Origin of the sequence: Rheinheimera maricola (assembly GCF_016918075.2) — a bacterium.
In the GTDB taxonomy this organism is placed as follows: domain Bacteria; phylum Pseudomonadota; class Gammaproteobacteria; order Enterobacterales; family Alteromonadaceae; genus Alishewanella; species Alishewanella maricola_A.
The window spans coordinates 419,947-433,901 of the sequence record NZ_JAERPS020000005.1; the positions used below are offsets into that span (position 1 = coordinate 419,947).

A 13,955-nucleotide genomic window follows, 5' to 3' on the forward strand; every position below is an offset into this window, starting at 1 on the left:
TTATGCTGAATTAAGAATGTTTTTCAAATACTTTGCCAATACTTCGGTATTAATGCGGCTTTTACTATATACCGCCCGCACTTTGGCTTTATTTTCCGGGCTGAGATCTTGCGCGGAAAAAATCACTACCGGAATATCGCCCTGAGTAGCGACTATATCAGGCAACACATCGATACCATTACCATCGGGTAGCCCCAAATCCAGTAAAATTAAATCAAACCTGTGCTGTTGTAGTATTTTTCTCGCCTGCGTCAGTGATGCTACCGCCTGATAATCGCACAGACTTTCCAGCTGCATGCGCATAATAGTGACAATATCCTGATCATCTTCAATATGTAAAATGCGTTGATAACGATTTTTTGTTGGCAACTGACTTAACAGCTGCCCCAACTTAACGCCGAGCAATTCAGGGGTAACCGGCTTTTCCAGCCAGTCGAGTGCGTGGGCCAGCGCTGCTAACTGTAATTTGCCGTGCTCGACAAAAGCAGAAACAACCAGCACCGGCAAATTAGCTGTTACCGGGTTATCACGTAAACGCAGAAAGAAGTCGGCACCACTATCATTATGCAGCTTTAAATCCAGTGTCATTGCAACATAGCTGTGGCTGGCTAACTTTTGCCAGGCTGCCGCCGTATCTGCTGCCCAATCCGGTGCATAATGTTGGGCACGTAAAAACTCACACAACAGGTGGGCAGTATCGGCATCATCCTCTAACACCAGCACTGCATCACCTTGCGCAGCTTGTATTTCTGGTTGATACAACGGCAGTTCCAGCCAGAATGTTGCCCCCTGGCCGGCAGCCGATTTAACACCGACATCACCACCTGAATGCCGCGCAATTTCGCGGCTTATGGCAAGGCCAAGGCCGGTGCCACCTTTAGCCTGATTTTCAGCATGATTAAGCTGTGAAAAGCGTTTAAACAACTGCGGTTGGTCGGCTGCGGCAATGCCCGGCCCCTGATCCTGCACCGATATCCTGACATTTTGCCCTTGCAATTCGGCACTTAATATCACTGCAGCGCCAGACGGGGAAAATTTTACTGCGTTGGATAAAAAGTTCGTCAACACCTGCTGAATACGGGCAGTGTCAATCCATAGCTGAACGTCAGGCGCGGCCTGCAGGGTTAAACTAACATTATGCTGCAGGGCAAAGGGCTGATGCTGCTCCAGCGCTTCGTGCAATAAGCGTGGTAAAGCTACCGCAGCCTCATCAAAGCGCATTTTACCGGCCATCAGTTTTTCAATATCTAACAAATCGTTAATCAGCAGGTTTAAGCGCTGGCTGTTTTTGTGGGCAATACTGAGCAATTTTTCCGCTTTTGGGCTAAGCGCCCCCCCTGCACCGCCAAGCACTAAGCCTAATGAGCCGCTTATCGAGGTTAGCGGCGTTCTGAGCTCATGGCTAACGGTAGAGACAAAGTCATCTTTAAGTTTTTCCAGGCGTTTAATTTCGCGAATATCTTTAATAATGCTCCAGATAAATTTTTCGTCCTGCGCATCATTAAACAACACGCCATTAAGTTCTATGTCTATCAAGTCACCATTTTTATGGCGGTATTGCTTAATGTAAGGGCCGTAGCGGCCGGTCTCTGTAAGTGCTTTTAGCTGCTGTTGCTCTGCTTCGGCATAGCATTCCGGGGTTAAATCCCAGTAACTAAGCTGTTTTAACTCCTCCGGTGTATAACCCACCAGCTGCTCCATGGCGGGGTTTGCTTCAATGTAGGCCCCATCACTAAAACGGTTTAATAAAATAGGCAGCGGCGAAAGCTGATATAGCGCCGACAGTTTTTGCTCTTGTTGTTTTAGCAATGCTTGTTGTCCTGCCACCTCATGCTGGGCCTGGCGGCGCAGGTACGATACTAATAACACCCCCAGCGCCAGCAACAATAAGGTTGCGGCTAACCAGATTAGCCAAATAAGTTTGTTCGCTTTTTGCTGGGTATTAATTTGCGCTGTAACATCCTGCCAGATTACGCTAAGTAACCTGGCTTCAGCCTGGTCTTCGCCCCAAACCGGCATTGGCAGCAGCGAGACTAAATATTCTCTGCCAGCATAATCAAGCAGCAACTGCTGCTGTTGGGTTAGCTGGCGCGGCAAGGCATTGTTGTCGAGCCAGTAGCGCAACAGCGCAGATGACACCGCTGTGCTCCAGCCTTCGCCTTGATACCAGCTTTGCTGCATGTCTTTATTCAGTACAGCCGTAATATCGGATGCCACCAACATGGCCATCGACATTGCAGCGGTAGCATCTTCACTGTCGCCAGCGGCTAAACCGGTTTGAGCCTGTTGAAATACTTTTTGTAAATCTACGCCCAGCTCAACAGCGCCCTGCACCAAGCCTTGCGGGTCTATTACCGGCACTACTGCGCGCAGCCCCAAACCATGCTTGCCAAGCTCAATGCCGACAGCATTTTTACCGCTGTTAAGGCTGTGCATTACCAAAGGGCGTATATCGGCAAGCCGGTCGCTGTGTCGCTCTGGTCGGTGCGCGCGTAACAAGGTGTAGGCATCAGGTGCCAAATGCAAATGCAACTGACTGGCACCATAAGGCAGTAAGGTTTGCCAGTAGTGGTTTATTAGCGGTAATGCCTGTTGACGCAGCGTATCAAACATCGCTGCTGGTTCATTTGCACGATAGCTTTCAGCCGCCGCCAGTAGCAATTGCTTTAGGTTCTGATCAGATGCTACAAGTTGCGCCGCTATCATCACCTGCTGTCTGGCAGCATAATTAACTTGTGCTAACTGGTTTAATTGCAACTGATGTAAATGGCTTAGCCGTGTGTTAAAACTCTTTTGCCGTTGCTGCATGACATACCAAGCCGACAGCAGCATAACCAACATCACGGCAGCCGCGACCAACAGATAAAGGTTAGTGTTCGAGAAATAGCGCTGCTTTATCTTGTTAATCATTACATTAACCAAACAAGTAACTTTGTCTCAGCATTAACCAGCTGACATTGAATTGCAAGCTTAGGCCATAGCAGTTATTAAAACGGGAAAATAATCGCTGTAAATGTAAATTTTTTTGCTAACATTAACCAACAAATTGAATAAGGTTGTCAGACGCAGCATGGCTAACACACTCAGCGGCAACAAATGGCGCACAATGCAATTGCAGTACCGCAAAAATTTGCTGTACAAGGCTGAACAGTTGCAACAAAGCTGGTTAGACTTTAGCGCAGATGGCAGTGCAGATGGCAATGCAGATGCACTTATGCAACTTCAACGGCTAAGTCACCAACTGGCAGGCTCTGGCGCTATTTATGGTTTTCCTGAAATATCTCAGCTGGCACAACAACTAAATAAATTACTCAATGCAGACAACATTACCGACAATACAGCCCTTAGCTTTATCCACAACGCCCTGGTGTCACTTGTCGATGAGCTTGTAAATGACAGCACCGGAGAAACAGATACACAGAGTTATAGCCAAAGTCTTAATCAGGTTACAGCCGAAAAAAGCAAAGTGGTGTTTGTGGATGACGATACCGACTTGCTACGGCACCACACTCAGGCTTTAAATGATGCTGGGTATGTGGTGATCCCGCTGCAGGATATTAAACAACTAGCGGATACGGTGCGGCAGGAGCAACCGCTGGCGGTAATTTGCGATATGGCATTTCCCGAAGGCGAAACTGCTGGTGCTGACTATATACAACAGGTTCGTCAACAGCAAGGCGCAGCCTTTCCGGTATTATTTATATCGGCTTATGACAATTTTAGCAACCGGCTGGCGGCTGTTCGAGCTGGCAGCAGCCACTATTTGGCCAAACCGGTCAGTTCAGAAAAATTATGCCAGATGCTAACTACCCTGCTGCAAAAACCAGAGCAAGATCCTTACCGCGTGATGTTAATTGATGACGATAACGACGTGTTACGTTTTTACCGCCAGACACTTAAACTGGCAGGTTATCAGGTGTATTGCTGCCAGCAAGCTAAACAAGCTTTACAACTGATACTGCGGCACCAACCCGAGTTAGTGCTGATCGACCTGCACATGCCAGACTGTAATGGCCTGGAACTGGGGCAGATTATCAGACAGCACACTGACCTTATTGATACCCCTATTGTGTTTATGTCGGCGGATGAAAGTGTTGATGAAAAACTGGCGGCAGTGCGCTTGGCAGGAGATGAGTTTATTCATAAGCCAATAGCACCGTGGCGCCTGCTTATGGTGGTAGAGGCCAGAGTAAAAAGAAGCCGTTTGTTACGCCAGCAAAAGCGCCAACTGATGCGCCAGCCAGAGCTTATGCAACAATTAGACACCTTAACGGCACTGCCGACGCTGAAACAACTACACCGCGATATTACCGCTTTACAACAACAGCAACGGCCGTTTTATTTACTAAAACTGGATTTAAATAAATTTCATCTGGTGAACGATGTTTATGGCCACAGCACCGGCGATTTATTGTTGCAAACCGCAGCATGGCGTTTGGCGCAACAACTGGAAACCACCGATAAGCTGTACCGGCAAAACGGCGATGAATTCTGGCTGCTGCTGCATACCGACGATACACTAAGCGTGAATAAACTGGCAGAAAAGCTGTTACTACAGTTATCCCAACACACAGACGAACTACTTAAAGATATTAACCTGACGGCCAGTATTGGTATCTGCCGGCCAGATAATTACACCGAGCAAGCTGAAACATTACTACAACAGGCTAACATTGCTTTGCATGATGCTAAGAAAAACAGCGGTTATCAAATTCGTCATTACAACAACACTATGCAATCTGAGATCAGCCGACGCTATCAGTTACAGCAAAGTTTAAAACCCGCATTGCAGCAAAAAGCCTTTTATCCGGTGTATCAACCTATAGTCGATCACACAGCTCAGCTTTGTAGTGTCGAACTTTTAGCTCGCTGGCAACACCCACAGCTCGGCTTTATCAGCCCTGAGGTGTTTATTCCGCTGTTGGAAGAAGAGGGTCTGATAACCTTCCTCACACTGCAAATGTTGCAACAAGGCATCAGCCAACTGGCGCACTGGCGAAAAATCCAGCCAAATCTGCGCTTAAGCATTAACTTTAGTGCGCCTGATATTGCTAATCCTGAGCTGGTAGCACAGTTAACTAAAGTGCTGGCACAACATACCCTACCCGCAACCGCCCTGATCATAGAAATTACCGAAAGCATTTTGATAGAACAAAGTGATGTTGTGATGCAGCAGTTGTGCAGCCTGAAGCAGTTGGGTGTAAGTATTGCTTTAGATGACTTTGGCACTGGATTTTCATCATTAAGCTACCTGGATCGCTACCCGGTCGACATTTTAAAAATTGATCGTAGCTTTATTAATAAGTTAGGTGATACTAAAGCAAGACGTTTAACCTTAGCTATTATTCACCTTGCACACGAACTTAACTTAAAAATTACCGCAGAGGGCGTTGAGCACCCGCAACAATTGCTGTTGTTACAACAGGAAAAGTGTCACTACTTTCAGGGTTACTACTTTAGCAAACCGTTAATTGCTGCAGATATTGAGAATAAGGTTTCATACTCAGCTAAAGCCCGTTATTCAGATTAAACAATCATGGATTATAACAATACTTGTAACCGCTCTTTTCAGGCTTCATATCCTACTCCAGTGCCTGTGTGCCACAAATCGGGTCACTTTGTTTATCCAACAAATACATAAGATGCTGATATTCAATACCACTGTGGCGCGATAACCCAATTTCACAGGTACGGCTGGTCGATACCCCTTGTGAGCACCCACTCACCTGCTGTTTTAAGCCAGACAACGCTGATGCATTAAGCTCGGGCAATACAAAACCTTTATCACCGGCAAAACCGCAGCAACTGATACCTTCCGGCACAACCACTTTATTGCTACAGGCGCTAAGCAGCCGTTGTAGTTTACCAGCCTGGCCGAATTGACTGGCACTGCAGGTAATATGCAGGGCTACCGCCTCGTTAAGCGGCGCAATATTTAGTTTAGGCAGCACCTGATCATGTAAAAAATCGACACTGTCATAGATTTTTAGCCTGGAGTCTAACATGCCGCGCAAGGTTAAACTGCAAGGGCTGGTATCAGAAAAAACCGCAATGTCGCCGTTGTTGGTTACCTTAAGCAGCCATTGCTCCAACTCGCGTTGCTTAATTTCTGCCGCCGCAAACTGGCCCTTCGATTGAAATGGCATACCACAGCACTGGCTGTCGATACCGTCCGGCACGATCAGCTGATAGCCTGCCTTTTGCAGTAAGCTGGCACTTACCTGCTGCAAGCTGCGCTTATCTTTGCTTTTGGCCGCAGGGGCCATGACACGGCCGGAGCAAGACGCCAGATAGATAAGCGGCGTTAATGCCTGATCAGCCGCGTACTGATTTACCACACTGCGGTAGTTTGCTGTTGGCATAGCCTTGTGCCAGCGCGGCAGCACTGCGCCAATTATGCCGCCTACAGCCAGGCCCAAACGGCTTATAGCGGCAGCAACACCAAAGTGCCGCGCGATAAAAGCGGCAACACCCTGCCATGGCCGGTTGTTCACTGCGCGCAGCTGCCGGGTTAAGTCACCGGTATTAATACCTACCGGGCAGGCCGTACTGCACATACCGCAAGCAGCACAGCTGTCATTGCCCTGATACTGATAAGATTGCTGCAAAGCTGCCAACCGCTGTGGCTCATCACCACTGGTAGTTAAGCGCGATATTTCGCGCTGCGTCACAATGCGCTGACGTGGTGTTAGCGTGAGCTTACGCGACGGGCACACCGGCTCACAAAAGCCGCATTCAATGCATTTATCTACCAGCGGGTTTGTTGCCGGTAACGGTTTTAAGTTTTGCAGGTGCAACTGCGGATTGTGGCTTAGCACCACCTCAGGGTTAAGAATATGCTGTGGGTCGAGCAGCCGCTTAATCTGCCACATCAGCTGATATGCCTCAGCACCCCATTCCAACTCAACAAAAGGGGCCATATTGCGGCCGGTACCATGCTCGGCTTTTAGCGAACCACCAAACTGCACCGCTACCAGCTGCGCAACCTCCTGCATAAAAGCATCATAGCGTGCTACCTGGGTGGCATCATCAAAGCCCTGGGTAAAAACAAAATGCAGATTGCCCTCCAGCGCATGGCCGAAAATAATCGCCTCGGTGTAATAATATTTGTCGAACAGCTGCTGCAGCTGTGACACCCCTTCTGCCAACTGCTCTACCGGAAAGGTAACATCTTCAATAATGACCGTAGTGCCGGTTTTACGCACTGCGCCTACTGCCGGGAACGTGCCCTTACGAATAGCCCAAAGCTGGTTATACACCACAGGATCAGTACTAAAATCAACCTGTTGCTCAAGCGTGAAGTCACGCAGCGCGGTGCGTAGTCGTGCCAGTTGCTGTTGCAACAAACTGCCGCTGGCTGCCGTGCTCTCCACTAATAAAGCACAGGCGTTATCTGACAAGCCTTTTACCCAAGGTGGCATGCCCGGTTTATCTTCTACCGAATGCAGGCTACGCCGGTCCAGCAACTCGACTGCCGATACCGGTTGCTGTTTTAGCCGGGTTACTGCCAGGCAACAGCTTTGCACCGACGGGAATACCAACAACCCGGTGGCGCGGTGCGGATACTCCGGCACAGTGTTGTACGTTACCGCGCTGATAAAACCGAGGCAGCCTTCTGATCCCACCATTAAATGGGTAAGAATATCTATCGGATCGCTAAATTCGGTTAAGGCATTCAGTGAGAAACCGGTGGTGTTTTTTAAGCGGTATTTATGGCGGATTTTAGCGTTAAGCTCGCTGTTGGCGCGGGTTTTCGCACCCAGCAATTCAAGCTCTGCCAGCAACTGGGCGTGACTTTGCCGGAACGCAGCCACACTTTGTGCATCTTCGGTATCCAATACAGTGCCATCAAACAATACCAACCGCATGGCGGCTAAGGTGTTAAACGTGTTGTGCGCGGTGCCGCAGCACATGCCGCTGGCGTTATTGGCGACTATACCGCCGATTTTGCAGCTGTTAATTGATGCCGGGTCCGGGCCGATTTTACGCTGAAACTTGCTGAGCACGCTGTTGGCCGCCGCACCTATAACACCGGGTTGCAGGCGTATTTGCTCACCCAGGCCGCGCACTTCACGTTGTTGCCAGTTTTCGCCCAGCACCAGCAGCACAGAGTCGGTTACCGCCTGGCCGGATAAACTGGTGCCGGCGGCACGGAAGGTTAACGCCACCTGATAATCATTCGCCAGTTTTAACAGCGCCACCACTTCGGCTTCGCTTTCAACCCGTAATACCAATTTGGGCAGCAAGCGATAAAAGCTGGCATCGGTGCCATAGGCTAACGTAGCAATAGGGTCGTCAAAATAACGCTCAGCGGGAATAAGCTGTTTAACGGCCTGAATAAACTGCGCCTGCATACCGACCTCGCCCCTGGAATACTGCTATCAGATTAACCGATAATACGGTATTCGCCGACAGCTTGCATAAAATTTTTACCACCAACCAGAACTAATGAATAATTTATACACACCTAAGATTGCGTTTTGTCATACTCCGCCAAAAACTCGCTGGCAACGCTTTGATACCAACCATAACCGCGCTGGCGCTCCAGCGACAGCTGGCTCACATCTGAGTACGTTTTGCCGTCACGGTCGAAAAACACCGGCAGGCCACTGCTAATACCGTAAAAGCGTGACCAGATCACGCTACCGGGGCGATCAATTAACGACAACCGTCCTTCTGCATCACGGTAGCGGTCTTTGTCTTTAATCTGTTTTTGCCGTAGCCAACTGGCAGCATCGGCCAGGCTCTGCGCCACGCCGGGGTAGTCTGCAGCATGGCGCAGCAGTAGCTGCAGCAGTTTGGCGCTTTCGCTGCTTACCAGCGCCACTTGCTCAAACTTACGCGCGGCTACCGGCTCACCGCTTAACGGGTGGTGCTGTGCGCCCCACACCGTGCGTTTACCATTTACGGCTACCTGATTAGCCAACAACCAGTCTACCGCCCGATAAAACGCGGCGGCAGAATCGGCTTTAGTGCTATCGGCCAGCATGGCAAAGCGCTTATCATAAGCCACCTGCCACAATAGCTGCATCAACTGATACAGGGCGTTGTCGTTCAGCGTTATCGCATCATGATAGCCACCGCGCAGCGGATACGATTGCGGAAATCCGCCATTGGGATACTGCGCTAGTAATATCAGCGCCACACCGCGCTCTATTGCCTGCACAATACGTTGCTGCTGTGACGGCGCAGCTCTGGGATAAAAATCGGCCAGCCAGTGCAACTGCGTGCTGGTGGCATCATTATCAAAAGTGGGCACATAATCCGGCTCAGCGCCAAGCTGCTGGCCGGCTTGCCGGGCAATACGCATATCGGTGCGCTTGCTCCAGCCGCCGGAGGGTGTTTGAAAACTCAGCACCGCCTCTGCTTCAATGGCATTACCAATAGCGGTTAAACCAAACTGCTTGTGCTTGCTTGCCGCAGTTAGCGCTCTACCCTGCTGTTCTGTAGCCAGCACCGCTAAATCCAGCTGTAGCAGCTTTGCAGATTGGGCTAAATACTGCTGCCACGGTTCAGTTAACGATTGCCCCTGCCAGTAATTTGCACCGGCAGTTAAGGGCAACATTAAGCCGACCCATAGCAACAGAGAGCGCATCAGAACAAAAAGTCCGTTGATAAAAAGTGCGAGCTGCGCGTTTTTACCATCTGCTTAACAAAGTCGATATCGCTGTCCTGATATTTCGCTGCCACTAAGGTTGGTGTCGAAAATTGCCGCAGTGCATCCACTACCGACAAGGTGCCCTCTGCCGAGTCTTTGCGGCCATTAAACGGGAAGCTGTCCGGCCCGCGCTGACACTGGCTGTTGATGTTAATGCGGCCCACCTGGTTGGCAAAAATATCCACCAGCTCACCTACCTGCTGCGCGTCCTGACCAAAGATACTCAGCTGCTGACCAAAGTTAGAGTTCACCACATAATCAATAACTTCGTTAATATCGTTATAAGGCACCACCGGTACCAGTGGGCCGAATTGCTCTTCGTTATACAGCCGCATGCTGCTGTTAACCGGGTACAACAGCGCCGGGGTAAACAACGAGGCCGTTGCTTGCCCACCGCCAGGGTTTTGCAGCTTGGCGCCTTTCTCTAGCGCATCTTCTAAAAGCCCGGTTAAAAACTGCGTTTTGCCCGGTTCAGGCAGCGGCGTTATGGCCACACCACTTTGCCATGGCATACCGGCTTTTAGCTCGCCAATGGCACTGGAGAGTTTATCTACCAACTCAGCGGCACGGCTTTGATGTACAAACAGAATTTTCAGTGCAGTACAGCGCTGGCCGTTAAAGGACAAACTACCGGCGACGCATTCTTTCACTGTGCGACTGATATCGGCGTCGGGCAGGATAATGGCCGGGTTTTTCGCATCCAGCCCCAGCACAGCGCGTAGCCGGTGCGGTTTGGGGTGCATACGTTTTAAATCGCTGGCGCCTTTATTGGTGCCGATAAAGGCGAATAAATCGATTTTGCCGCTTTCCATCAGCACACCGACGGTTTCGCGGCCACGACCATAAATAATATTGATAACGCCAGGCGGAAAGCTTTGTAAAAACGCCTGCAGCAACGGTTGAATAAGCAACACACCGTATTTGGCCGGTTTGAAAATTACGGTGTTACCCATGATCAGCGCCGGAATTAAGGTGGTAAAGGTTTCATTTAACGGATAATTAAACGGCCCCATACACAGCGCCACGCCTACCGGCACGCGGCGAATTTTACCTAAACTGCCCTGCTCGATAATAAAGTGGCTGGCGTCTCTGTCCTGCTGTTTTAACGCGGCGATGGTGTCGCGGATATAGTCACAGGTACGGTCGAATTCTTTCGCCGCATCGGGGTAGGTTTTGCCAATTTCCCACATCAGCAGACGAATAACTTCATCGCGCTGCAGTTGCATTAAGCTGAGGAATTTCTCTACATGCTGAATACGCTCCAGCACTGCCATAGTTGGCCAGGCGCCCCTGCCTAAGTCGTAGGCTTTTACTGCACTGTCGAGTGCTTTTAATGCAGTGTCGGCATCCAGTAACGGCGTATGGCCAAGCACGACTTGCTGCAGTGCTTCACCGTCGCGAATGTAGATCGGGCTAACTACCGGGCTTAATTCGCCCTGCCACTGCACCAACTCGCCATTGAGTAAATACTCGCGCTGGGTTATTTCGCCCTTATGGGCAAACTCTGCCGGTATATCAGCGGCTTGCGGAAAAACTGTTGCTAAACTCATGCCTTGCTCCTTCTAACAAAATTGACTTGGTTGTTAGTCAGGGTCAGATGCGACGCTTGCCCGGCTTGGGCCGGATCTTTTTATGTTGCTTTGTTCTGGTACCGTTGTTGGCTTCACAGTTAAGGGAACGCAAAGACGTCGTGTATACCCTTAACTGCTTCGCTTTGTTGTTTCAGTGTTTCATCGATATTTGGTAGTGGTACCGGAAAAAACTAAGCAGACCGTCTCCCGCATGGATGCGGGACAAATTCGTCCGGAACGAATTTGAACAGCTCCGCTGGCCCAACGGGCAAACTTCATGAATGAAGTTTGTAATGGAGCACCCACGGATGGGTTTACGGCGTGTCTGCGTGTTTTATTGCGGCGTCACCAACCACCGATACCGGCTAAATAATCACTTCACAAACACCGAAGGCCGGTTCTGCGCCCAAAAGCCGTTAAAGTGATCCTTGCCGACAATAGCGCCGGTGTGCTCCACCACAAAGCCCGCTAACCGGGCAGCAAACTTCACTGCATGCTGCGGTGCTATGCCACCTAACCGCGCAGCCAGATAACCGCCGTTAAACGAATCTCCGGCTGCGGTGGTGTCTACCACCTTCTTCACCGGATGTGCCAACGCAGTAAAACCCTGCTGCTGATAACGGCCGTTAATGCCGTTTACGCCATCCTTAACGATGATCTCAGCTACCCCCAGCTCAGTCAGCTGCGCCAGTACATCATTGGTGGTTTTCGCCTCAAACAGCACACGGTGATCGTCCAGCCCCGGCAGTGCGACATCGGCTAAGCTATAAGCCTGAATAAAGGCCGCTTTGGCTACATCAGCGTTTTGCCACAGCGCCGGGCGGTAATTCGGGTCAAACACTATCTGGCTGCCATCGGTTTTTAACCGGCTTATCAGCTCGAATAACTGTGCGCGGTCGCTATCGGATAAAATCGCCAGCGTAATGCCGGAAAAATAAAACATATCGCAGCCTTTAATCGCATCGTAGCTGAGCTGAGCATTAAAACACTGCAATACCTGTTTCGCCGCCGAGCTGTCGCGCCAGTAGACAAAACTGCGCTCGCCAAAAGCATCGGTATTAATCATATACAGGCCCGGGCGGGCCGTTTTAGTGCGCAGCATCAGGCTGGTGTCTATTTTTTCCCGCTCGACTGCCCGTACCAGCTTGTCGCTGATAAGATCGGTACCTACTGCGGTAAAAAACTGTACATCAACCGGGTTTTCGCAGGTACGCTTTAAATACACCGCAGTATTAAACACATCACCGGCAAAATTCTGGTGATAGACATTGTCGACCAGCTGATATAGCTCGACCATGCACTCACCCATAATGACAATACGTTTGCTCATGCTCTGCTCCTTATGCGGCGGTTTTGATCTGTCTGGCAATGGCGGTTGCCTCAGCAGCCAAAGCCGTAATGTGGCTCCACTGCTGGGCTTTCACCATACTAGCCGGTGTCAGCCATGAACCGCCAGCAACAAATACATTCGGCAAGGCTAAAAAGTCGGCCAGATTATGCTGGCCAACGCCGCCGGTGGGGCAAAACTTTACGTGCTGGAATACACCACTCAGTGCCTTTAGCATCTCAATGCCGCCGGATAAATGCGCCGGGAAAAACTTCACTTCGCGCAAACCGTATTCGTACGCCATGGCAATTTCTGATGGCGTCGCTACACCAGGTACAAATGGCAAACCGCTGGCCAGCATGGCTTCTAACAGCATAGGTGTGCTGGCCGGGCTAACCAGAAACTGCGCGCCGGCGTCTTTGCAGGCATTGGCATCAGCAGCCGTTAATACGGTACCGGCACCTACCAATAAGTTGGGCAGTGCCGAGCGAATAGCCGTAATGGCGGCTAGTGCCTGGCGGGTGCGCAGTACCACTTCTACCGAACCTACACCGCCATCTTGTAATGCTTTGGCTATGGCGACAGCGTCATCCGGCGTATCGGCCTGAATAATGGGTAATAATGCCGGCCCCTTAATTACAGGTGATAGCAAAGACGACAATAACGGAGGTAACGACGACATCAAACGACTCCTGTAAACGCCGCCAATGCCGAAGCCGGGCGGGACACTAATTGCTGATATGCAGTATGCACTGCGCTGAAAAAGGTGTTGTTTAAACTTAGCTGTGGCGGGAACACCGCATCCACCGCTAAAAACAGCGCTACGTCGGTGTCGGCATTACCGCTGCACTGCGCCGCCACGGCTAGCAATTGCTCTGCTAACGGGTCAACCAGTTTATCGTTGTCGTTGTAACGCTTCACAATAAAACGGCACCAGGCGGCGATGGCAAACGCCAGTTTGTCGATAGGTTTGCCGGCAGCTAAGTTATCGCTGATGGCAGGTAAAATACGCATCGGCAGCTTTTGCGAGCCGTCCCAGGCAATTTGCGCCAGCATATGACGGATAGCCGGGTTGCGAAACCGCGCCAGAATATCTTCGCTGTACTGTTGAACATCCAGCTCGGCCGGAGCTTTGAACGACGGCATAATCTCATCGCTTATCATTTGCTGAATAAACTGCGTTAGCACTTTATCCTGCATGGCATCAAATACGGTTTCATAGCCAAGCAAACAGCCAACATAGGCCAGGGTAGAATGCGGCGCATTAAGTAAACGCAGCTTGGCTTTTTCAAACGCCGTGACATCCTGAGCATATATCACACCGGCTTGCTGCCAGGCTGGCCGGTCGGCCGGCAAAATATCTTCAATCACCCACTGCACAAAGGCTTCGCGCTTAATC

Annotated in this window: 8 protein-coding genes; 1 reads left to right on the plus strand and 7 read right to left on the minus strand. The window is 50.3% G+C overall.

All coding sequences use genetic code 11. The features are described 5' to 3' along the window. Entirely contained in the window at window positions 1–2,910 is a 2,910-nt protein-coding gene (locus I4W93_RS15405) for a response regulator (RefSeq protein ID WP_205312450.1), read from the minus strand. Between the two features lie 160 nt (window positions 2,911–3,070). On the opposite strand from I4W93_RS15405, the gene I4W93_RS15410 reads away from it, so the two are divergent. Further along, complete coding sequence (locus I4W93_RS15410) at window positions 3,071–5,530, plus strand: EAL domain-containing protein (RefSeq protein ID WP_205312451.1); 2,460 nt, start codon at window positions 3,071–3,073, stop codon at window positions 5,528–5,530. A gap of 52 nt (window positions 5,531–5,582) precedes the next feature. On the opposite strand, the gene I4W93_RS15415 is transcribed toward I4W93_RS15410, so the two are convergent. The 6 genes from I4W93_RS15415 to I4W93_RS15440 form a co-directional block, all read right to left on the minus strand. Beyond that, window positions 5,583–8,354 (minus strand): FAD-binding and (Fe-S)-binding domain-containing protein, encoded by a 2,772-nt coding sequence (locus tag I4W93_RS15415; RefSeq protein ID WP_205312452.1) that lies wholly within the window; start codon window positions 8,352–8,354, stop codon window positions 5,583–5,585. Between the two features lie 113 nt (window positions 8,355–8,467). Further along, window positions 8,468–9,565 carry a pectate lyase gene (gene pelA, locus I4W93_RS15420; protein WP_205312453.1) on the minus strand — a complete coding sequence of 366 codons (1,098 nt, stop codon included), beginning with the start codon at window positions 9,563–9,565 and terminating at the stop codon, window positions 8,468–8,470. Window positions 9,566–9,594: 29 nt separating this feature from the next. Then, on the minus strand, window positions 9,595–11,208 hold the full coding sequence (locus I4W93_RS15425) for an NADP-dependent glyceraldehyde-3-phosphate dehydrogenase (RefSeq protein ID WP_205312454.1): 1,614 nt from the start codon (window positions 11,206–11,208) through the stop codon (window positions 9,595–9,597). A gap of 394 nt (window positions 11,209–11,602) precedes the next feature. Further along, window positions 11,603–12,559 (minus strand): sugar kinase, encoded by a 957-nt coding sequence (locus I4W93_RS15430; RefSeq protein ID WP_205312455.1) that lies wholly within the window; start codon window positions 12,557–12,559, stop codon window positions 11,603–11,605. 10 nt (window positions 12,560–12,569) lie between these two features. Further along, a complete protein-coding gene (gene eda, locus I4W93_RS15435; RefSeq protein ID WP_205312456.1) occupies window positions 12,570–13,238 on the minus strand; it encodes a bifunctional 4-hydroxy-2-oxoglutarate aldolase/2-dehydro-3-deoxy-phosphogluconate aldolase in 669 nt (222 codons plus the stop codon). Continuing rightward, window positions 13,238–13,955, minus strand: a 718-nt coding sequence (locus I4W93_RS15440; protein WP_500808180.1) for a mannitol dehydrogenase family protein, incomplete at its 5' end; no start/stop codon positions are given. The genes eda and I4W93_RS15440, both read right to left, overlap by 1 nt.

What these genes read in the sequence shown, in the direction of transcription:
- pelA (WP_205312453.1), bottom strand. Translation starts at nt 9,565, where the DNA reads ATGTTGCCCTTAACTGCCGGTGCAAATTACTGGCAGGGGCAATCGTTA.
- I4W93_RS15415 (WP_205312452.1), bottom strand. Translation starts at nt 8,354, where the DNA reads ATGCAGGCGCAGTTTATTCAGGCCGTTAAACAGCTTATTCCCGCTGAG.
- I4W93_RS15430 (WP_205312455.1), bottom strand. Translation starts at nt 12,559, where the DNA reads ATGAGCAAACGTATTGTCATTATGGGTGAGTGCATGGTCGAGCTATAT.
- I4W93_RS15405 (WP_205312450.1), bottom strand. Translation starts at nt 2,910, where the DNA reads ATGATTAACAAGATAAAGCAGCGCTATTTCTCGAACACTAACCTTTAT.
- I4W93_RS15425 (WP_205312454.1), bottom strand. Translation starts at nt 11,208, where the DNA reads ATGAGTTTAGCAACAGTTTTTCCGCAAGCCGCTGATATACCGGCAGAG.
- eda (WP_205312456.1), bottom strand. Translation starts at nt 13,238, where the DNA reads ATGTCGTCGTTACCTCCGTTATTGTCGTCTTTGCTATCACCTGTAATT.
- I4W93_RS15410 (WP_205312451.1), top strand. Translation starts at nt 3,071, where the DNA reads ATGGCTAACACACTCAGCGGCAACAAATGGCGCACAATGCAATTGCAG.